Raw genomic sequence first — 20,587 nt, forward strand, 5'->3', positions numbered from 1 at the left:
CCCGCCGAAGCGGGAATGAAAATGCTGGCCTTTAACACTAGTCTCGAATCTTGCGGTACACCCACAGCACGACAATCGCGCCGACAATCGCTACCACAAAACTGCCGAAGTTAAAGCCATCCACCCGGCCGAACCCAAAGAAAACGCTGATGTAGCCCCCCACAACCGCACCGACAATCCCAAGCAACACCGTCAGGATAAATCCGCCGCCGTCTTTACCGGGCATAATCCACTTAGCCAGAATCCCCGCAATCAAGCCAAAAATAATCCAGGACAGAATACCCATACTTACTCCTCGCGTTTTCATTTTCACCACACCCGACGTTGCCGCTCGTTGGCAAATCGGGCAGTTAAGCAAGTATAGGTGAGGATTGAGGAAGTGGTGGTTGGAGGGCGACGTAGCTATCTAACACCTATCCAGTGATTGGATGGGGTAAGCGTTTATTCAAACCACTTTTCATATTACTTCTATACTTTAGTCGGACTATTTAAGTCACGGAAAAACGGTGAATCAGATTTTATAAATGGATTGACCCATTGCGCTTATTACCACATACGGCAGCGCTTGGTAACAGGCTGTTTTACCAAGCCGCCAAGCACATTGCTATTAAAAAATAAACCGCCCACTCGAAAAGGCAGAATATGATGGAGTTATTCATTGCATTAGATGTATTGAGAGAACTGGGCCATAAAGAACTCTGGATCTCTACTAATAGCCCCGTAGGGCGCATTCTCGCTGGGGGGCCTTATTCCAATATGGCTGATTGGAATAATCCGACCATTAACAGGACAGACGGCACCATTCTGGCACAGCGAGTGGCGCTTCCAGATGACTGGGAATTAGTTAATGGCCATCAAAAAATTGAAACAAGGTCTGGATCCCTCCCCAACCCGGTTTGGATCACACCGGAGCAGATCTACGAAGAAATCGCCAACATAGAAAGAATCAAGGAAGAACGAGATGAATTGATAAGACACCAAAAAAGCCAACGTGAACCCACAGATAAACGTCGACTCTGAGCACCCAATGACCCCTACTTCGCATACAAATACACCGAAGCCCGTGATACGCCGAGGTGTTGTGCGATGGTCTCCATGGATTTTTTGACTTCCAGCAGGCCGCTGTCTTTCAGTTCCTGAAGCAGGATTTTTCTGTCCTGCGCCTTTAGCGCTCGTGGCGTAGTGGCAAGCCGGGCGGCGAAGTGATCGATGTGTTGTCTGATCGCCGCGGCACCATTTGGCTCTAAATGCTCCGTTACGGAGTCCGAAGCGAGCTGGGTGAACTGCGCCAGCGCATTCTGCATGCCGCGAAAGAGCGTCATGTCGACATTCAGGCACAGCGCGGCGACATAGTCGCCTTCCGCATTTTTGATGCCGACCGAAGTGCTTTTTACCGGACGTCCATCCGCAAACTGGTTGGCGTAGTTCGCCAAAATGTTAGGAAATTCGGGCGAGGCGATGCGGGCAAGACCCAGTTCCGTCGCGGGCGCACCCACCTCCCTACCGGAGAGGTTATTGTGAATGGAAAGTATCGCGTGTTCTGGGTTCTTCAGATCGTGCACAACCACTTCACAGAATGGCGCGAACGTTTCGCTTAGCCCTTTGGCTATCGCATCTAACTGCGTTAGCAGCAGACCTTCTCCAGATGCAGACATATTCCTCTCCAATACCAAACCGACGCAACCTCGTTTTCTGGCGCTGAGTGTACTGTAAGTACATCTTCTTTAGTACCACGGTCTTGCCCTGTGAAGGGTTCTCGTTTCGCCCTTTCCCAGCAGCACACGATGCGTCTCACGTAAGCTGAAAATCTGAAGATAAATCAAATTAGACAATTTATCTAATTTTATATATTTTGTTTATCAGGCATTCAACAGCATCGAGGACAGCGGCCTCGGTATTCACAATCACGACTAGCAGGTGATCCAGATATGAGCGACTTACGCCTCCCAACCTTCGACGATGTGGTAGCCGCAGCGAAACGCATTGCCGGCTATGCCAATAACACGCCCGTCATGACATCGCGTACCGTCGATGACGCATTTGGCGCTGAGGTTTTCTTCAAGTGTGAAAACCTTCAGCGCATGGGCGCATTTAAGTTTCGCGGCGCGATGAACGCGCTGTTGCAGTTTTCCGACGAGCAGAAAACCGCTGGTGTCGTCACCTTTTCTTCTGGTAACCATGCGCAGGCCATCGCGCTGGCTGCCAAATTACTCGGCATTCCCGCAACAATTGTCATGCCGCACGATGCCCCAGCGGCAAAGGTCGCCGCAACGCGCGGCTATGGCGGGAACGTGGTGGAATACAATCGATATACCGAAGATCGTGAACAGATCGGTAGAGATCTGGCCGAAAAACGGGGTCTGACGCTCATTCCCCCTTACGACCACCCGCACGTCATTGCTGGACAAGGCACTGCAACGAAAGAGTTGCTGGAAGAAACCGGTGAGTTGGACGCCCTGTTCGTCTGCCTGGGCGGCGGCGGGTTGTTGGCAGGCTCTGCACTTTCTGCTCGTCAGTTGTCTCCACACTGTAAAATTTATGGTGTCGAGCCTCTCGCGGGCAACGACGGGCAGCAATCTTTCCGCAGCGGCAACATTGTGCATATCGATACGCCTAAAACCATCGCCGATGGCGCACAAACTCAGCATCTGGGCAACTATACCTTCCCTCTGATTCACCAAAACGTCGACGATATTCTGACGGTAACGGATGACGACCTGATTGACGCGATGCGGTTTTACGCCGAGCGCATGAAGATCGTCGTCGAGCCAACGGGATGCCTCAGCTTTGCGGCAGCGCGCAACCTCAGGGAATCGCTACGCGGTAAACGCATTGGTATTATTATCAGTGGCGGGAATGTCGATATCAGCCGCTACGGCGCATTTCTGACCGGTAGTGCTTGAGGAAAAAACGATGATCTTTATTTCTGAAGCAGAGTCAGCAGCGCTTATCAGCCATGAGCTGGCTTATGACGCCGTTCGTGAAGCCCTACTTGCTTCCAGTGAACCGGAAGCACTCAGTTTCCCGGTGGTACACGGGCAAGGCTCCGATCCGGTCAATACATTCAGCATCAAAGCCTCCGCCACGAGTGAACTCGCGGGGCTAAAAGTCGGTTCGTTCTGGCCGGGTAACCCCGCTAACGGGCTGCCCCGCCACAATTCCCTTATTCTGCTGTTCGATCAGCAAATCGGGAAAATGGCTGCGGCCATAGAGGCCGGAAAAGTTAACGCCTTTCGTACCGCTGCCGCCGATGCCGTCGCCGCCGATCTGCTGGCAAGACCGGATTCCTCTGTTCTGGCCGTGTTCGGAACAGGTCATCAGGCTCGTTACGAATGCGCTGCACTGGCAAGAATACGTCCCATTCGTACCGTGCTGATTATCGGGCGTGATAACAGCAAATCCGCAGAAATGGCGCAAGAACTCAACGCTATCGGACTGGATGCACAAGTCTGCGATGCCGAAAGCGCGTGCCGCGCCGCGGATATCATCGTGACGGCAACGCCATCCCGCGCGCCGCTGTTTAACGCTGAGTGGGTTAACGCCGGAACGCATGTCGTCAGTATGGGATCGGACGCCGTCGGCAAGCAGGAACTGCCGCCAGAACTGTTTACCGCTGGCCGCCTGTTTTGCGATCTCCCTTCTCAGTCCAGAACCATTGGTGAGTTTCAACACGCGCCAGCGCATGTGACACTGACCGCCATCGGCGATGTCATCAGCGGGAACACAGCGGGACGGCAGACGCCGGACGACATCACCATTTTTGACAGTTCTGGCTTATCCATTCAGGACTTATATATCGGTCAACGCATTCTTGCCGCCTGGCAGGCAGCGAAACAAAATGGAGACATGCAATGAGTAACGTCGAGTGGCTTAACACGCTGGAAACGCCCTTTTTGCTGATTGATGAATTCCGCTTTCAACGCAATATCGATAGGCTTTATCAGCGTACGGAAAATCTAGGCAGCCAGGTTCGCCCACATCTCAAAACGCTACGCTCGATTGAGGCTGGTCGTTATCTGCTCAAAGATTCCGCCTCACCGGCAACGGTTTCGACGCTGGCAGAAGCGGAGGCTTTTGCCGCGGCGGGTTATACCAACCAACTCTACGCCGTGGGGATCGCTCCGCACAAGCTGCCGCGTATCGCTAATCTCATCCATAAAGGCGTGAATATTCATATTTTGCTGGATAGCGCGGAACAGGCTCGTGCGGTGACCGATTTCGCACGCGCCAATAACGTGACATTTTCGGTGTTTATCGAGATCGACTGTGACGGACATCGCGGCGGCATCCCGCCAGAAAGCGATGCGCTGCTTGAGCTAGCGAAGCAGATCGACGGCAACGGCGCGACGCTCACCGGCCTACTGACTCATGCCGGGGAGTCTTACGCCTGCCGCACGGACGAGGCGATCAGGGCAGCGGCGCGTGCCGAATGCGCTGCCATCAACACCGCAGGACAACGTGTGCGAGCGCTGGGGATTGCCTGCCCTGTGCTCAGCGTGGGTGCCACACCGACGGCGCACTTTGCCGAAGACTTAACCGGCGTTACCGAAGTCAGGGCGGGCGTATTCACCACGTTCGATCTGGTGATGAAAAATGTCGGGGTCTGTTCGCTGGATGATATCGCCCTGTCGGTCGTTAGCACCGTGATTGGACACAACCGCGAAAAAAGTTGGGTATTTATCGACGCGGGCTGGATGGCGCTCTCCCGCGATCGCGGTACAGCCTCTCAGGCGAAAGATTACGGTTACGGGCTGGTTTGCGACCTGTATGGCAGCCCTTACCACGACCTCTGCGTGACTGTCACCAATCAGGAACACGGCATCATCGCGCTACCCACCGACCGTGGATTTTCAGTCGATCATTTCCCCGTCGGCACGCGGTTGCGGATATTGCCTAACCACGCCTGTGCAACGGCCGCGATGCATCAACACTATCAGGTGCTGAAATCACACCGGCATGAGCAAGAAACCTGGCAACGTATTACCGGATGGTAAGTATCATTGTCATATCGCCCGATCTAAACGTATCGGGCGATGATTTTCGCCGATCTCTTCGCGTCATCAATCCGTTAGGCTCAATTGTTCGTCCCTAACGTCGGCTCGCAGTTCACCGGGAAATTCACCGAGTGCGCAATGTAGCAAGCCTCATGCGCCAGCTCGTGCAGCGTGGCATATTGTTCGGCGGTAGGCTGTTTTTCGCCGCTGAATGTGACCTGTGGATGTAGCGTGACATCGAGCATCGCCATTTTTCCCGTCGCATTCACGCCCATCGTTCCCACCGCATGGTCCTGATAATCATCCACGCAAAACCGCTTTTTGGCTGCAATCGACAGAAACCACAGCATATGACAGCTGGACAACGAGGCCACCAACGCCTCTTCAGGATCGACTGCATCTTCCAGCGAAAAAGGCAATGGAACGACATGGGGAGACGATGAGGCGCGTAGCGTAATACCGCCGTCAAACTGCCATTGATGCAGTCGGCTGTAGCGATTATCAATAAAATCTTGCCCATCACGCCGCCAGCTAATTGAAGCACGATATTCAGACATGGATCAGTTCCCTTTGTTATGACTTTCCAACGCTCGTAATAGCGTAGCGAGATTAGCATCAAGTGCAGCCAGCACATCCGTAGATAACGCAGAAAGCACCTGCCGCTCGTTCTCAATATGCGCTTCGACGGCGCGATTAATTAGCTCAAGCCCCGTGTTGGTAAGTTGTACGAGCGTACTACGCGCATCCTGTTCGTTCTGTACGCGCTCGATAAATCCTCGGATTTCAAGGCGCTTGAGCCGATGGGTCATGGTTCCTGACGTCACCATCAACGTAGAGAACAAATCAGTCGGACTGAGGCAGTACGGCGCCCCCGCACGACGCAGCGTAGCCAGCATATCAAATTCCCAACTGCTTAGATCGAATTTGGAAAAGCAGGATTCCAGGCGCTGATCCATAAGCACAGCACATCGTCTGAGGCGTCCAATCGGCCCCATCGGGCTGGCATCCAAATCGGGTCGCTCGCGCCGCCATTGTTCAAGAATGACATCTACCGCATCGTGCTCGCTGGTTTGATTTTTCATTTATCTTGACTTCAAGTTAATTAATCAACACTATCATAGTATCTTGAATTAAAGGTAAAGTCATGAACACGACATCCTCACCACACTACTGGCGTGACGTCATACTCACAGCATTGGCCCCCGCGATTTGGGGCTCCACTTATATCGTGACATCAGAACTCCTGCCGCCGGATCGCCCCTTCACCGCGGCACTTATCCGCGTGCTGCCTGCGGGACTGTTGCTGCTTTTATTCACCCGGCGCTTTCCCGCCCGGCAAGACTGGTGGCGTGTAGTCGTACTCAGCGCCCTGAATATCGGTGTTTTTCAAGCGCTGCTGTTCGTCGCCGCTTATCGTTTACCGGGTGGATTGGCTGCGGTACTGAGCGCGATCCAACCGCTGTTGATCATGGTGTTAGTCTGGGTTGTAGATCATCGAACGCCCAGACAGGCCACGCTGTGGTCAGCGGTCATCGGCGTGATTGGTATGGCCACGTTGCTGCTGTCGCCGCAGACGACATTTGAACCTGTGGGAATCGCCGCCGCACTGCTGGGTGCAATGTGCATGGCGATGGGCGTCTGGTTGACGCGTCGCTGGCAGCTTGATCTCCCCGTGCTGCCGCTTACCGGCTGGCAACTTTTCATCGGTGGGTTGATGCTGGCACCCGTTGCATGGCTAGCCGATGCACCGCTGCCTACATTGACTCTGTCGCAGTGGGCGGCCTACACCTACCTCTGTCTTGCGGGTGCGGTGCTCGCTTATGGGCTCTGGTTTCGTGGCGTGACGCGCCTGCCGACGGTTGCCGTGGCCTCATTGGGGTTGTTGAGCCCGCTGACTGCCGTGGTGCTCGGCTGGGCGTTGCTTTCCCAGTCGATGACGGGCACCGCGTTCTTAGGTTTGGCGATCGTACTAGCCAGCGTCTTCGCCGTGCAATGGACGACGTCACGAAGCAAGTAATCGATTGAACTGCCGGTGGTGAGTGCTGTTGGCGGGGAAAGATAAAAAGAAGAGATTAAAACGGCGACGTTATCATAACGCCGCCGTTTTTATCATACTTAGCGGCGGTTACGCACAAGCTGGTAGCGACGAGTCAGGTACTCGACCGGTGCGCTCCAAATGTGAACCAGACGGCAAAACGGGAACAGAACGAACAGCGTCAGCCCCAACACGATATGCAGTTTGAAGATCAGCGCGACCCCCACCAGATGTGCAGACGCACCACCTTGGAAGTACGCCACGCTCTGTGCCCAACCGACCAACTTCAGCATTTCGCTGCCGTCCATATGCTGTGCAGAGAACGGGATGGTCAGTACACCTAAACCAGCCTGAATCACCAGTAAAGACAGAATGAGAATGTCGCCAACGCTGGAAGTCGCACGAATACGTGGGTTGGTCAGACGGCGCTTTAACAACAGCACGCCACCAACAAACGTCAGCAGACCTGCCGCACCACCGCCGAACATCGCCATTTTCTGTTTTACATCCATTGGCAGGAAGGCTTCGTACATCCAGTGTGGCGTCAGCATACCGAGGAAGTGCCCGGCAAATACACCAAGAATCCCCAGATGGAACAGGTTAGACGCCAGACGCATCCCTTTCTTATCCAGCATTTGGCTCGAACCGGCACGCCAGCTGTACTGGCCGTAGTCATAACGCAGCCAGCTGCCAATCAGGAAAATAGCCATCGCCAGGTAAGGATAGATGTCAAAAAAGAACACATTGAAATAGTTCGTGATTGCACTCATTAGCGTTGCCCTCCCGCCGATGTAGCGTCAAGATTCAGATATTGCGGCACCACCGCGCCAGCGAAGCGGCGTTGGTGTTGCGTTTGTTGAGCCGATGCGCAGCCTTCTTCGCCGAGGAACTTAACCTGTTCCTCTTCCCACACGGCATCCAGCGCCTGCGGCGTGTCGTCGCGCGCCTCGTCAGCGACCTGGTGTGTGACATCGTCACTTTTCAGGTCACTGCCGGACAACGCCAACAGCAGATCGAACAGCGCGGCATAGCTGCTGTCACGCTGCTGCAAACGCGCACCAATCAACGCCAGAATCGGCGCGATGTCGAGTAAACCCGCGCGACCTTGCGCGGGTTCCAGACGAGAAAGGTACTCAAGATACAGCGGCAGGTAGTCCGGCAGCTCACGGCAATCCAGTGCCAGACCGGCATCCTGATATTGCTGCATGAGATCGACCATTGCCTGACCACGATCGCGAGACTCACCGTGAACGTGTTCGAACAGCAGCAATGAGGTCGCCCGACCGCGGTCAAACAGGCCGCTATACTCCGCCTGCTTGTCCAACAGATCCTGTGCGCACAACGTATTGATGAACTGCATGAGCTGATGACTCTCACGCAGCGGTAAAGCATCAGCCTGCTCTACCGCTTCGATCAACTCCGCCTTGTTTTCCCACAGCTCGCTATCGGGATAGTCCAGCAGTCTGGCAATAATCCGCAGGCTAATCATGATTCGTCTCCCGCATGATTTTGCTGTTCATGTCGCGCGTTTTGTTGCTGACATCAATGGCATCAATACGCTTGCTGTTAAACAGGTTGAATTTGGTATCGCTACCGTGGCAACCATCGCCAAAGCTAAAACCGCAGCCCTTGCTTTCAGGGAAGGCTTCACGCGCCAGTTCACGATGGCTTGACGGGATCACAAAACGATCTTCGTAGTTAGCAATCGCCAGATAGCGGTACATTTCCTGCGCCTGTGCTTCAGTCAGCCCAACCTGCTCCAGCGCGCTGGTATCGATTTTGCCTTCCACGGTTTCTGCACGTTTGTAGTGACGCATCGCCAGCATACGTTTCAGCGCCAGCAAGACAGGCTCGGTATCCCCTGCGGTCAGCAGGTTCGCCAGATACTGCACCGGAATACGCAGACTTTCGACGTCCGGCAGTACGCCGGTGTGCGCCAATTGGCCCGCATCCGCAGCAGACTGAATCGGTGACAACGGCGGCACGTACCAGACCATCGGCAGCGTGCGGTATTCTGGGTGCAGCGGTAGAGCCAGCTTCCAGTCCATCGCCATTTTGTACACCGGTGATTTCTGCGCCGCGTCAATCACGCTGTTTGGAATGCCATCTTTCAGCGCTTGTTCAATGACTTTAGGGTCATGCGGGTCAAGGAACACATCCAGTTGGCTCTGGTACAGATCTTTCTCGTTTTCCACCGAAGCCGCTTGTTCGATGCGATCGGCATCATAGAGCAGCACACCCAGATAGCGGATACGTCCAACGCAGGTTTCTGAACACAGCGTTGGCTGACCACTTTCAATACGCGGGTAGCAGAAAATACATTTTTCTGATTTGCCGCTCTTCCAGTTGAAGTAAATTTTCTTGTACGGGCAACCGGTCAAACACATACGCCAGCCACGGCACTTGTCCTGATCGATCAGGACGATACCGTCTTCGCCGCGTTTGTAGATTGCGCCACTCGGACAGGTCGCCACGCATGCTGGATTCAGACAGTGTTCGCACAGGCGCGGCAAATACATCATGAACGTGTTTTCGAACTGGCCGTACATCTCTTTCTGCATATGCTCAAAGTTTTTATCTTTGGCGCGTACGCTAAATTCACCACCCAGATCGTCTTCCCAGTTCGGGCCGGTTTCGATTTTCTTCATCCGCTGACCGGTAATCAGCGAGCGTGGACGGGCGACAGGCTGATGTTTACCTTCCGGCGCTTTACGCAGGTTCTGATAGTCGTAGTCGAACGGTTCATAGTAGTCGTCGATTTCTGGCACATCAGGGTTAGCAAAAATTTTGGACAACACGCTAATGCGGTTACCCATCCGCGGTTCAAGCTTGCCGCTGATTTTACGTATCCAGCCGCCCTTCCACTTTTCCTGATCTTCCCAGGCATGGGGATAACCCACGCCCGGTTTGGTTTCGACGTTGTTGAACCAGGCGTATTCCATCCCTTCACGGCTGGTCCAGACGTTTTTACAGCTAACGGAGCAGGTGTGACAGCCGATGCATTTGTCCAGATTCAGCACCATGCCCACTTGTGAACGAATTTTCATCAGGCTTTCTCCTGCTGTACCGCTTTCTGTACATAGTCCTGACCTTCATCATCCAGCCAGTCGATGCGTTTCATTTTACGAACTACGACGAACTCATCGCGGTTTGACCCGACGGTGCCGTAGTAGTTAAAGCCATAAGCCAACTGGGCATAACCGCCGATCATATGGGTCGGTTTCGGCGTGATACGGGTTACCGAGTTGTGAATACCGCCGCGCTGCTGGGTAATTTCCGACCCTGGCAGGTTAATAATGCGTTCCTGCGCGTGGTACATCATGGTCATCCCCGCCGGCACACGCTGGCTGACAACCGCACGCGCCGTCAGCGCACCGTTGGCGTTAAACGCTTCTACCCAGTCGTTATCCGCAATACCCAAATCGCGGGCATCATCTTCGCTCAGCCAGATAATCGGGCCACCGCGACCCAGCGTCAGCATCAACAGGTTGTCGCTGTACGTGGAGTGAATACCCCATTTCTGGTGCGGCGTCAGGAAGTTCAGCGGTTTTTCCGGGTTGCCGTTAGGCTTCTTATTCAGCACCGGCTCAGCCGCACGGGTATCGACTGGCGGACGGTACACCAGCAGGCTTTCACCAAAGGCACGCATCCATTCATGGTCTTGATACAGCTGTTGGCGACCGGACAGCGTACGCCACGGAATCAGCTCATGAACGTTGGTATAACAGGCGTTATAGGAAACGTGTTCGTCTTCCAAACCAGACCAGGTCGGGCTGGAGATAATCTTGCGCGGCTGCGCCTGAATATCGCGGAAGCGAATTTTCTCGTCTTCTTTATTCAGTGCCAGATGCGTGTGGTCACGACCAGTGAATTTGCTCAGCGCTTCCCACGCCTTCACCGCTACCTGACCGTTGGTTTCTGGAGCCAGAGACAGAATCACTTCTGCCGCATCGATCGCCGTTTCAATCTTCGGACGACCCGCCGCCGCACCGTCAGCCTTGGTGTAGTTCAGCTTTTTCAGAAAATCGACTTCGGTCTGCGTGTTCCAGCCGATGCCTTTACCGCCGTTGCCCAGCTTGTCCATCAATGGACCGAGCGAGGTGAAACGTTCGTACAGGTTCGGGTAATCGCGCTCCACCATCATTAGGTGTGGTGCAGTTTTGCCCGGAATCAGATCGCATTCGCCTTTTTTCCAGTCATCCACGCCGAACGGCTGCGCCATTTCTGCCGGGGAGTCATGCTGAATCGGCAACGTAACCAGATCGGTTTCCTGACCAAGGTGTCCTTGACACACGCGGGAGAAGGCTTTCGCGATGCCTTTATAGATTTCCCAATCGCTTTTGGAATCCCACGCCGGATCGACAGCCGCAGACAGCGGGTGAATAAACGGATGCATGTCCGAGGTATTCATGTCGTCTTTTTCGTACCAGGTTGCCGTTGGCAGGACGATGTCGGAGTACAGACAGGTGCTGGACATACGGAAATCAAGCGTCACCACCAGATCCAACTTGCCTTCAACGCCCTGGTCGCGCCATTCCACTTCTTCCGGCTTCACGCTGCCCGCGGTACCCAGATCTTGCCCTTGAATGCCGTGCTCCGTACCCAGCAGGTACTTCAGCATATATTCGTGGCCTTTACCGGAAGAACCCAGCAGGTTAGAACGCCAGATGAACAGGTTGCGCGGGTAGTTTTGCGGACTATCCGGCTGTTCAGCGGCAAATTTGATTTCACCTGATTTCAACGCAGCAACGGTATATTCCTGCGGCGTGACACCGGCGGCACGCGCTTTCTCTGCGATATCCAGCGGGTTAACGTTCAGCTGCGGTGCAGACGGCAGCCAGCCCATACGCTCGGCGCGCACGTTGAAGTCAATCATGCTGCCGGTAAAGCGGGATTTATCTGCCAGTGGTGACAGCAGTTCCTGCGGCGCGACGGTTTCATAACGCCACTGGCTAGAGTGGTTATAGAAGAACGACGTACTGTTCATGTGACGAGGCGGACGCTGCCAGTCCAGACCAAACGCCAGCGGCGTCCAACCGGTTTGCGGACGTAGTTTTTCTTGTCCGACGTAGTGCGCCCAACCGCCACCGCTCTGACCAACACAGCCGCAGAAAATCAGCATGTTGATGATGCCGCGGTAGTTCATGTCCATGTGGTACCAGTGGTTGATACCCGCACCGACGATGACCATAGAACGACCGTGCGTTTTATCCGCGTTATCCGCGAATTCACGCGCAATACGGATGATGTTCTGACGAGAAACGCCTGTAATTTTCTCGGCCCAGGCTGGGCTGTACGCTTTTACATCGTCATAATCACGTGCGCAGTTGTCGTCGTCCAGACCGCGATCCAGACCGTAGTTTGCCATGGTCAGGTCATACACGCAGGCCACCAGCGCTTCGCTACCGTCAGCCAGCGTCAGGCGCTTAACGGGCAGTTTGTGCAGCAGGATTTCTTCTAGCGCAACGTTGTTGAAATGTTCGCTGACCGCGCCGCCAAAATACGGGAAGCCGACATCAACCACATCGTCGTGCGACCCCAGCAGGCTCAAGCGCAACTTCACTTCTTCGCCGCTGACGCCATCGCGCTGTTCCAGATTCCATTTACCCTGATCGCCCCAGCGGTAGCCGATCGATCCTTGCGGAGCCGTCAGATTGCCGCTTTCATCGTCAATCGCGATGGTTTTCCACTGCGGGTTATTGTCTTGGCCGAGGTTATCCACCAGATCGGAAGCACGCAGCATACGACCCGCCGCGTAATAACCGTCTTCACGCGGCTCCAGCAGCACCAGCATCGGTAAGTCCGTGTATTGACGAACGTACTCGCTGAAATACTGGCTCGGTTTGTCGAGGTGGAACTCTTTCAGAATCACGTGGCCCATTGCCAGCGCCATTGCGCTGTCGGTACCTTGTTTCGGGTTCAGCCAGTGGTCGCACAGCTTGGCGATTTCAGCGTAGTCCGGCGTGACCGCGACGGTTTTGGTGCCTTTGTAGCGAACTTCCGTAAAGAAGTGTGCATCCGGCGTGCGGGTTTGCGGAACGTTAGAGCCCCAGGCAATGATGTAAGAGGAATTATACCAGTCGGCAGACTCCGGTACGTCGGTCTGCTCACCCCAGGTCATTGGTGATGCCGGTGGCAAGTCACAGTACCAGTCGTAGAAGCTCAGGCACACGCCGCCGAGCAGAGACAGGTAACGGGCACCCGCTGCGTAGGACACCATCGACATCGCAGGAATCGGAGAGAAACCGATCACGCGGTCTGGGCCGAAGGTCTTGGTGGTGTAAACGTTAGAGGCAGCGATCAGTTCGTTGACTTCATTCCAGTCAGAACGAACGAAGCCACCACGGCCACGAATTTGTTTGTAGTATTTGGTTTTTTCGGGGTCATTGACGATAGACGCCCAGGCATCAACCGGATCGCTGTGCGTCAGTTTCGCTTCACGCCACAGCTTCAGCAGGCGCTTACGCATCATCGGGTATTTCAGGCGGTTGGCGCTGTAGAGATACCAGGAGTAACTGGCACCGCGCGGGCAGCCGCGAGGTTCATGGTTAGGCAGGTCCGGGCGGGTACGCGGGTAGTCAGTCTGCTGCGTTTCCCACGTCACCAGACCGTTTTTCACATAAATCTTCCAGCTACATGAACCGGTACAGTTTACCCCGTGGGTAGAACGCACGATTTTGTCATGCTGCCAGCGACTGCGATAGCCGTCTTCCCAGTCACGATTGGTATTGAGGGTTTGCCCGTGACCGTCGGAAAACGGTTCGGCCAGTTGTTTGAAGTAACGTAACCGGTCAAGGAATTTGCTCATCCGGACTCTCCTGCTGCGAAGCCTGTTGGCTCCTGTCGTTATGAAATGCTCGTAGCAGACATCTGTTTTTGCTAACGACACATCGCTCAAATTGGCGCTAGGGTATCCAGCAACCGCGCCGCCAAACTTGATAACGATCAAGAGTGTCCCCCGGTAAAAAACGGAGTACATCACCCTCTACCACCAAAGAATTATTATAAAAAAAACACATAAATAAATGATTTTAAAAGATAAAAATAAAACCACTGATTTTGTGTTTATACTGAATTCATACACACGACTATTTAGAGGTAGTAGTCGGAGGGTGGCGAAAAATCGTGCGAACAAGAGAGATTACCTATTAGTTCTCTGTCCTTATTTTTCTGGCGTAAAAAATTATGCTGAGGAGAGAGCGGGCTTAGGATGAGCCGCAAGGATGCGGCGAAAGCTTGCGCCACGTCGGACAAAAACGTCAGAGACGTTTTTGAACAGCACTCGTGCTGGCCCGAAGGGCGAGCCCCATTTATGGGGCGAGTAAACGTGTCGCAAGCGATCCGCAAAGTCCGATATCGACGAAGGCACCGCGTAGCGGCATAATTCACGCCGAAAGCCTGGGGTCACGGGGCGAGCGGCGTGTGAGCCGTCCCGTGCCGGGCGCGTGCTACAGAGTAGCATGAAAATGACAGCATTAACCGCGCACGGAACCACCTCTCAGTCGACATAAAAATGTGACCAAGAGGCAGTTGGGAGGAATGAAGCAAGTCAACTCAACGCTTAGCGTTGCTTTCTGGCATAGAACAACCAGGTCACCAAGATGCACACCACGTAGCACACCACAAACACTTTCATGGCACCGGTGGGTGAGCCGGTTAACTCAAGCGACATCCCGAAGGCTTGCGGGATGAAGAAGCCGCCAATAGCGCCAATGGCCGAAATGAAGCCCAGCGCCGCGGCGGTATCTGTAGCGGCAGAACTCTGTGCATCCGCATCGCTGCCACCCTGCGCTTTAACCCGATCTCCCGTTAATTTACGGAAAATCACGGCAATCATCTGGAACGTTGACCCACTCCCCAAACCCGCCGTCAGGAACAACATCATGAAGATGCCAAAGAACATCCCGAATGAACCTGCAGAGTTCGCACTCGGCAAAGACAGGAACAGTAACACCGAGAAAATCGCCATCAGGATGAAGTTAATCAACGTGACTTTCACACCGCCAAAGCGATCGGACAGCATGCCGCCAACCGGGCGCGCCAACGCGCCCAGCAGCGGCCCGAAGAACGCGTAATACAGAATAACGATGTCGGGAAACTGCGTTCTGGACAGCATGCCGAAGCCCGCCGAGAAACCGATAAATGAGCCAAACGTGGACAGATACAGGAAACTGAGTACCCACAGGTGCATTTGCTTCAAAACGGGTAACTGCTTGCGTATTGATGCATTGGCCGTCGACAGATCGTTCATGCCAAACCAGGCAGCGGTTGCGGCAATCACCAGAAACGGTACCCACATCCACGCGGCATGGTGCAACCAAATTTGGTTACCGTCCGGCTGAACAACGCCATTACCGGAAAAGCCCAGAATCGGCAGAAAAATCACCACCGGCACCAGCAACTGCATCACGCTCACGCCGAGGTTACCCAATCCACCGTTAATACCTAACGCACTGCCCTGACGTGATTTAGGAAAAAAGAAACTGATGTTAGCCATGCTGGAAGCAAAATTAGCCCCCGCGAAACCACACATCAGGGAAATCGTAACGAAAATGCTGTAAGGCGTTTGCGGGTTCTGTACGGCAAACCCGAGCCAAATACACGGGATCACCAGGATGATGGTACTTAATGTCGTCCAACGGCGACCGCCAACCATGGGGATAACGAAGGAGTAAGGCACACGCAACAGCGCGCCGGAGACGGAAGGCAACGCAGTAAGCAAAAATAACTGGTCTGTGGTAAAACTAAATCCGACCTTGTTTAGGTTAACGGCTACGGTGCTGAAAATCATCCAGACACAAAACGACAACAGCAGGCACGGTACGGAGATCCAAAGATTACGCTGTGCAATCCGTTGTCCACCAGATTGCCATAATTTTGCATCTTCAGGATTCCATTCCCTTATCAGCGTGCTTTGCGATACTTTTTCGGGTGATGAAGGCTGCGTCATAAAAACCTCGATAAATAAAAACGCGGTAGAATTAAGGCGCAACATTAGGGATTACACAGCAGGTAAAGTTGATGCAAATCAACGCGCTGTCAGGTAAAAAAACCGGGTAAAAATAACCACACTCCTTAATGAGTAATAAAAATAGAAAAATAAGCATCAATAATTCAATCTGTTATCTCTCTCTTTTTTCTTACTGTCATATCCCCTTTCAAGGCGTGGATATTCGGTGGTACTCACTAGTGGGTATAGGGTTATCATGTAGGATCGGGAAAAATGCCAAAAGGGTTATCCTTCTCGGTACTGGTTTTCTACTCCTCCAGCAGAGGTCGCTTTATTATGTTGAAACGTTTCCTGCTGCCGCTGTCGCTCGTCAATCAGGTTGCACTATTGATGCTGCTACTCGGTTTGCTGGGTATTGCCGGCATGTCGGTTTCCAGTTGGATGTCACAAAGCATCCAAGGGAATGCGCACGCCATTAATAAAGCAGGCTCGCTGCGTATGCAAAGCTACCGGTTGCTATCGATGGTGCCGCTCTCTGCCGAGAATGAAATTTATCTGCAAGAACTGGAAGAAGATGAAATCAGTAGCGACCTTCAGCAGGCGGTGCGCCGGGAAGGACTCAGTGAACAATTCACTGCGCTGCGCGTTTTCTGGCTGGAGAGCCTGCAACCGCATCTGCGGCAGGCGACGCACTCTGCCGATGCCTCGCCGGATGTCGCTCGTTTCGTGAAACAACTGGACGATCTGGTTTCCGCTATCGATCATAAAACCGAGCAGCGGTTAATGATGGTCACGCTGGTGCAGCGTATCTTCATCGGCATCATGTTTATCCTGCTGGTTACCACGTTCTTTTATCTACGTCGCCGCTTGTTAACGCCGTGGCGACGTCTGGTTTCGATGGCGCAGGCTATCGGACAGGGTGACTTCACCCAACGCGTCACCATCAACGGCCATGATGAAATGAGCACGTTGGGACAGGTGTTGAACAGCATGTCGGATGAACTTTCCGCCATGTACCATAGTCTGGAACAGCGCGTGGCCGAGAAAACCGCCGATCTGCAACAGAAAAACGATCTGCTTTCTTTCCTTTATCGCGCCAGTCGCCGCCTGCATACTGGTGCGCCGTTGTGTAGTCGGCTGATGCCGATCTTGAACGAATTACCCTCATTAACGCCGCTGCGCAATATTCAACTGCGGCTGTATGAAGATAACAATCAGGAGCAGTTTCATCAGTTCAGCGATTTCAGCCAATTACAACCGGATCACTGCCCGGATAACAGCTGTCAGAGCTGCGGGATGCAGGCAAAACGTGAAGAATTGCCGGGTGATCCTCACTGTTGGGATCTCCACGATAAACACGGACAATACGGCGTTGTGCTGGCCACATTGCCGGGTAATACCGCACTCAGTCGCGATCAGAATCAGTTGCTGAATACCTTATTAGAGCAGTTGACCAGTACGCTGGCGTTAGAACGACAATCCAACCATCAGCAGCAGTTGATGCTGATGGAAGAACGCGCCACCATTGCCCGTGAACTACACGACTCTATCGCACAATCCCTCTCCTGCCTGAAAATTCAGGTGAGCTGTCTGCAAATGCAGGGCGGCGATTTGCCCCCCGCTTCACAGCAGTTGCTGACGGAAATGCGGGAAGAGTTGAACACCGCCTATCGCCAACTGCGTGAGCTGTTGACCACCTTCCGGCTGAAACTGTCTGAGTCTGGCTTACTTGCCGCACTGCGGGCATCGGTCGATGAATTCGGCAAGCGGTTAGGGTATCCCATCGAACTGCATTACCATTTGCCACCACAGTCGGTTTCTGCTCATCAAGGCATTCACGTTCTACAAATTGTGCGTGAAGCGCTGAGCAATATTTATAAACACGCGCAGGCCACGCAGGTCGATATCACGCTGCAACTACGTCAGGGTTGTATTGAACTTAGCGTGACGGATAACGGCATCGGCATTCCCGATGATGCCAGCCGCGCCAACCACTATGGACTGATTATCATGCGCGACCGTGCACGAGGTTTGCACGGCGAATGCATTGTTCGACGCCGGCCACTGGGGGGGACTGAAGTCAATGTCAGTTTCCTCTCCGAATACCGTCACCGGCTACCATTAACAGGAGAAACACATGATTAACGAAGACGCCGCCACCCTACTGCTGATTGATGACCATCCCATGTTGCGCAATGGCGTTAAACAACTCATCAGCATGGACCCAGAGTTACAGGTGGCGGGTGAAGCCAGTCACGGCGAACAGGGTGTCGAACTCGCGGAACAGTTGGACCCGGATTTGATTCTGCTCGATTTAAATATGCCCGGTATGAATGGCCTGGAAACACTAAATCGTCTGCGGGAAAAGTCACTGTCCGGCCGCATTGTGGTCTTTAGCGTATCTAACCATGAAGACGATGTGGTCAATGCCTTAAAGAATGGCGCCGATGGTTACCTGCTGAAAGATATGGAGCCGGAAGATTTATTAGCCGCACTGCATCAGGCGGCATCTGGGAAAATGGTGCTGAGTGAAACATTGACACCGATTCTGGCCGCTAGCCTGCGTGAAAGCCGCCACAGCAGTGACCGGGATATTCAGCAACTCACGCCACGCGAGCGCGATATTCTGAAATTGCTGGCTCAGGGACTCTCTAATAAAGTGATTGCACGTAAGCTCACCATTACGGAAAGTACTGTTAAAGTTCACGTCAAACACCTGTTGAAGAAAATGAAGCTTAAATCGCGCGTTGAAGCAGCCGTCTGGGTATTGCAAGAAAAAGTCATTTAATCAAACCGTAACAACAGGCAGTTATGATCAGCGGTAAGGATAAGGCGCTCAGGCGCCCCTCCCATCGAGATTATCCTCGCGCGAGCGAGGATGCAGCAGAAGTTGGTGGAAATACCACCGCTATCCCAATAAATTAAACGGTTGCTAAACGGCACCGGCATTTATAGCCATTATCCTAATTAATGTGACGTTGCTCTCGTCTAAACTAGTTTGTAATCGCATTTTTAAGCTTTTACACCGAGTTTAACGTTGAGGAACAACATGAAGAAGGTCAGTAAAGAGCGATTTATCGGCCTGGAATGGTTACGATTTTTGCTCGGCTGCTATGTGATGATTTATCACACGGTTCACATTTATCCCCAGCGTGAGCGTATCCCTTTCTTGAGTGAACTCACTAGTATGGGATTCTTCGCCACCAGCACGTTCTTTGTCCTGTCTGGCTTTTTGCTCGCGCATGTCTACATTAAGGACGGGCGTCTGCGTGAACCTGTTCGCCAGTTCTGGGCTAAACGCTTCTTTAATCTTTACCCTATCCATATCATTGCCCTGTTGTCTTCTATTGCCGTAGTTACGCTCATGCAGTGGCTGGCGGTGCCGCCGGAAGGGCAAGTTGCCAGCGCGCGCTTCGTCATTTATGACACCAACGATCCCGCTGCCGACCCCGAAACGCTGCGCCATTACATGACGAATGCACAACTGGCGTTCAACGGGTTATTGCAGGTACTGATGTTGCAGGCATGGAATCCCTACTTCCTGACCTTCAATGCCCCGTTATGGTCGCTTTCTACGCTGTTCTTTTTCTATCTGGCGTTTCCGCTGTTGGCTCCGCGTCTGTTGAACAGCCGTCATCCGTGGCTGTGGATGGGGATTGTTTGCTTACTGTATCTGCTACCGCCGATTTGGGTGATTTGGCAGCAACAGTTCGGCATGCCGTACACAGGGCTGTTGCAGCGTGGGCCGATCTTTCGTTTGCCAGAATTTCTGGCTGGAATTTTAGGCTATGCGCTGTTTCGTCATTATCGCCAGAAAGATCGCTCACCATTAAGCAAGGGCCAGCGCTACAGCGTTGCCATGTTTATCGGTATCAACTTCCTCGTCGCAACCTGGCTATTCACGAAAGGTGACGCTTATTGGTACTTTCTGCTGCACAACGGTTTGCTGTTGCCAGCTCAGGTCGGTTTAGTGTGTCTCAGTGCGCTGGCGCGTGAGCCTGACAGCGAGTGGCTGCGGCATTGGTCGCCACGACTGGGTGCTGCATCGCTCTCCATCTTTGCGCTACATGTTCCGCTCTTCAATCTGTTCCGCACTTTGGAACAGCTGGTACGCGGTAACCCGATGGCCTGTTTCAGCGATTGGGATCAGTGTATTGCCGCAGCCGGTCAAGTGCAGTTGTCCATGACGGGCTATATCATTTTCCTGCTCAGCACCGTGACGCTATGCGTTCTCTTCCAGGAACGAATCGTGTTCCGCGTAAGGACGTTCCTGACCTCACGTTTCCTTAGCAGCAATACATCACGCACGCAGCGTACCGCGTAGCAAAATCATCGCACACGCTCTCTGGCCTGAAACACGCAGGCCAGAGATCCCCACCCCACATCGATGTCCTCTGCTACCGCTAAAAATGTGACAGACATCGCGTTATAGCGGTTAATCATCAATAGCAACTTTTATAACTATTTACATTCTAATCAATTATCGTTTTCGGGTAGAGCATCACTCAGATTCCTGTTAATGTTTGCCGTTCCGGGCTAAACCGGTTCGTTTTTATCGGCTGTACGTCTTCGACGGACATCTCACTACCTGTCACCACGGTTTATTTG

Annotated in this window: 17 protein-coding genes; 8 read left to right on the forward strand and 9 right to left on the reverse strand. The window is 53.3% G+C overall.

The features are described 5' to 3' along the window. Positions 1–37 precede the first annotated feature (37 nt). Positions 38–286, reverse strand: a complete 249-nt coding sequence (locus tag E2566_RS11640) for a GlsB/YeaQ/YmgE family stress response membrane protein (RefSeq protein ID WP_005972245.1) — start codon at positions 284–286, stop codon at positions 38–40. A 356-nt stretch (positions 287–642) separates the two neighbouring features. Here E2566_RS11640 and E2566_RS11645 point away from each other — a divergent pair, with 356 nt between their 5' ends. Further along, complete coding sequence (locus E2566_RS11645; RefSeq protein ID WP_133169866.1) at positions 643–1,020, forward strand: hypothetical protein; 378 nt, start codon at positions 643–645, stop codon at positions 1,018–1,020. Between the two features lie 14 nt (positions 1,021–1,034). On the opposite strand, the gene E2566_RS11650 is transcribed toward E2566_RS11645, so the two are convergent. Beyond that, positions 1,035–1,655 (reverse strand): helix-turn-helix transcriptional regulator, encoded by a 621-nt coding sequence (locus E2566_RS11650; protein ID WP_005972267.1) that lies wholly within the window; start codon positions 1,653–1,655, stop codon positions 1,035–1,037. A gap of 273 nt (positions 1,656–1,928) precedes the next feature. Here E2566_RS11650 and E2566_RS11655 point away from each other — a divergent pair, with 273 nt between their 5' ends. The 3 genes from E2566_RS11655 to E2566_RS11665 are packed head-to-tail and all read left to right on the forward strand — an operon-like array spanning position 1,929 to position 4,994. Then, entirely contained in the window at positions 1,929–2,903 is a 975-nt protein-coding gene (locus tag E2566_RS11655; RefSeq protein ID WP_107169651.1) for a threo-3-hydroxy-L-aspartate ammonia-lyase, read from the forward strand. 10 nt (positions 2,904–2,913) lie between these two features. Continuing rightward, entirely contained in the window at positions 2,914–3,855 is a 942-nt protein-coding gene (locus E2566_RS11660; protein ID WP_107169652.1) for an ornithine cyclodeaminase family protein, read from the forward strand. Further along, positions 3,852–4,994, forward strand: a complete 1,143-nt coding sequence (locus E2566_RS11665) for a DSD1 family PLP-dependent enzyme (RefSeq protein WP_107169653.1) — start codon at positions 3,852–3,854, stop codon at positions 4,992–4,994. The genes E2566_RS11660 and E2566_RS11665 overlap by 4 nt, the downstream gene beginning before the upstream one ends. Before the next feature lie 80 nt (positions 4,995–5,074). Here the strand turns inward: E2566_RS11665 and E2566_RS11670 are convergent, their stop codons facing one another. Further along, positions 5,075–5,551: an OsmC family protein gene (locus tag E2566_RS11670; protein WP_107169654.1), complete on the reverse strand. Its 477-nt coding sequence runs from the start codon at positions 5,549–5,551 to the stop codon at positions 5,075–5,077. A gap of 3 nt (positions 5,552–5,554) precedes the next feature. Beyond that, complete coding sequence (locus tag E2566_RS11675; RefSeq protein ID WP_107169655.1) at positions 5,555–6,076, reverse strand: MarR family winged helix-turn-helix transcriptional regulator; 522 nt, start codon at positions 6,074–6,076, stop codon at positions 5,555–5,557. A gap of 62 nt (positions 6,077–6,138) precedes the next feature. Between E2566_RS11675 and E2566_RS11680 the strand changes: the two genes are divergently transcribed. Then, entirely contained in the window at positions 6,139–7,011 is an 873-nt protein-coding gene (locus tag E2566_RS11680; protein ID WP_107169656.1) for an EamA family transporter, read from the forward strand. Positions 7,012–7,109: 98 nt separating this feature from the next. Here E2566_RS11680 and narI read toward each other — a convergent pair whose 3' ends face one another. From narI to E2566_RS11705, 5 genes are all read right to left on the reverse strand, one after another. Next, positions 7,110–7,799 (reverse strand): respiratory nitrate reductase subunit gamma, encoded by a 690-nt coding sequence (narI, locus tag E2566_RS11685; RefSeq protein WP_107169657.1) that lies wholly within the window; start codon positions 7,797–7,799, stop codon positions 7,110–7,112. Beyond that, positions 7,799–8,518, reverse strand: coding sequence for a nitrate reductase molybdenum cofactor assembly chaperone (gene narJ / locus E2566_RS11690; protein ID WP_107169658.1), 720 nt, complete (start codon positions 8,516–8,518; stop codon positions 7,799–7,801). The genes narI and narJ overlap by 1 nt, the downstream gene beginning before the upstream one ends. After that, positions 8,511–10,076, reverse strand: coding sequence for a nitrate reductase subunit beta (narH, locus tag E2566_RS11695; RefSeq protein WP_107169659.1), 1,566 nt, complete (start codon positions 10,074–10,076; stop codon positions 8,511–8,513). Before narH ends, narJ begins: the two co-directional genes overlap by 8 nt. Next, complete coding sequence (locus E2566_RS11700) at positions 10,076–13,837, reverse strand: nitrate reductase subunit alpha (protein ID WP_107169660.1); 3,762 nt, start codon at positions 13,835–13,837, stop codon at positions 10,076–10,078. Before E2566_RS11700 ends, narH begins: the two co-directional genes overlap by 1 nt. Before the next feature lie 753 nt (positions 13,838–14,590). Continuing rightward, on the reverse strand, positions 14,591–15,979 hold the full coding sequence (locus E2566_RS11705) for a NarK family nitrate/nitrite MFS transporter (protein WP_107169693.1): 1,389 nt from the start codon (positions 15,977–15,979) through the stop codon (positions 14,591–14,593). A gap of 336 nt (positions 15,980–16,315) precedes the next feature. Here E2566_RS11705 and narX point away from each other — a divergent pair, with 336 nt between their 5' ends. The 3 genes from narX (at position 16,316) to E2566_RS11720 (ending at position 20,303) form a co-directional block, all read left to right on the forward strand. Then, positions 16,316–18,124, forward strand: coding sequence for a nitrate/nitrite two-component system sensor histidine kinase NarX (gene narX / locus E2566_RS11710; protein ID WP_205543358.1), 1,809 nt, complete (start codon positions 16,316–16,318; stop codon positions 18,122–18,124). Beyond that, complete coding sequence (gene narL / locus E2566_RS11715) at positions 18,117–18,767, forward strand: two-component system response regulator NarL (RefSeq protein ID WP_010276892.1); 651 nt, start codon at positions 18,117–18,119, stop codon at positions 18,765–18,767. The genes narX and narL overlap by 8 nt, the downstream gene beginning before the upstream one ends. Positions 18,768–19,028: 261 nt before the next feature. Then, complete coding sequence (locus E2566_RS11720) at positions 19,029–20,303, forward strand: acyltransferase family protein (protein WP_107169662.1); 1,275 nt, start codon at positions 19,029–19,031, stop codon at positions 20,301–20,303. Positions 20,304–20,587 lie beyond the last annotated feature (284 nt).

Source organism: Pectobacterium punjabense, assembly GCF_012427845.1.
GTDB lineage: Bacteria > Pseudomonadota > Gammaproteobacteria > Enterobacterales > Enterobacteriaceae > Pectobacterium > Pectobacterium punjabense.

Bases quoted from the DNA above. Each gene is read 5' to 3' on its own strand.
- E2566_RS11640 (WP_005972245.1), bottom strand. From the start codon at position 286: ATGGGTATTCTGTCCTGGATTATTTTTGGCTTGATTGCGGGGATTCTG.
- E2566_RS11645 (WP_133169866.1), top strand. From the start codon at position 643: ATGATGGAGTTATTCATTGCATTAGATGTATTGAGAGAACTGGGCCAT.
- E2566_RS11650 (WP_005972267.1), bottom strand. From the start codon at position 1,655: ATGTCTGCATCTGGAGAAGGTCTGCTGCTAACGCAGTTAGATGCGATA.
- E2566_RS11655 (WP_107169651.1), top strand. From the start codon at position 1,929: ATGAGCGACTTACGCCTCCCAACCTTCGACGATGTGGTAGCCGCAGCG.
- E2566_RS11660 (WP_107169652.1), top strand. From the start codon at position 2,914: ATGATCTTTATTTCTGAAGCAGAGTCAGCAGCGCTTATCAGCCATGAG.
- E2566_RS11665 (WP_107169653.1), top strand. From the start codon at position 3,852: ATGAGTAACGTCGAGTGGCTTAACACGCTGGAAACGCCCTTTTTGCTG.
- E2566_RS11670 (WP_107169654.1), bottom strand. From the start codon at position 5,551: ATGTCTGAATATCGTGCTTCAATTAGCTGGCGGCGTGATGGGCAAGAT.
- E2566_RS11675 (WP_107169655.1), bottom strand. From the start codon at position 6,076: ATGAAAAATCAAACCAGCGAGCACGATGCGGTAGATGTCATTCTTGAA.
- E2566_RS11680 (WP_107169656.1), top strand. From the start codon at position 6,139: ATGAACACGACATCCTCACCACACTACTGGCGTGACGTCATACTCACA.
- narI (WP_107169657.1), bottom strand. From the start codon at position 7,799: ATGAGTGCAATCACGAACTATTTCAATGTGTTCTTTTTTGACATCTAT.
- narJ (WP_107169658.1), bottom strand. From the start codon at position 8,518: ATGATTAGCCTGCGGATTATTGCCAGACTGCTGGACTATCCCGATAGC.
- narH (WP_107169659.1), bottom strand. From the start codon at position 10,076: ATGAAAATTCGTTCACAAGTGGGCATGGTGCTGAATCTGGACAAATGC.
- E2566_RS11700 (WP_107169660.1), bottom strand. From the start codon at position 13,837: ATGAGCAAATTCCTTGACCGGTTACGTTACTTCAAACAACTGGCCGAA.
- E2566_RS11705 (WP_107169693.1), bottom strand. From the start codon at position 15,979: ATGACGCAGCCTTCATCACCCGAAAAAGTATCGCAAAGCACGCTGATA.
- narX (WP_205543358.1), top strand. From the start codon at position 16,316: ATGTTGAAACGTTTCCTGCTGCCGCTGTCGCTCGTCAATCAGGTTGCA.
- narL (WP_010276892.1), top strand. From the start codon at position 18,117: ATGATTAACGAAGACGCCGCCACCCTACTGCTGATTGATGACCATCCC.
- E2566_RS11720 (WP_107169662.1), top strand. From the start codon at position 19,029: ATGAAGAAGGTCAGTAAAGAGCGATTTATCGGCCTGGAATGGTTACGA.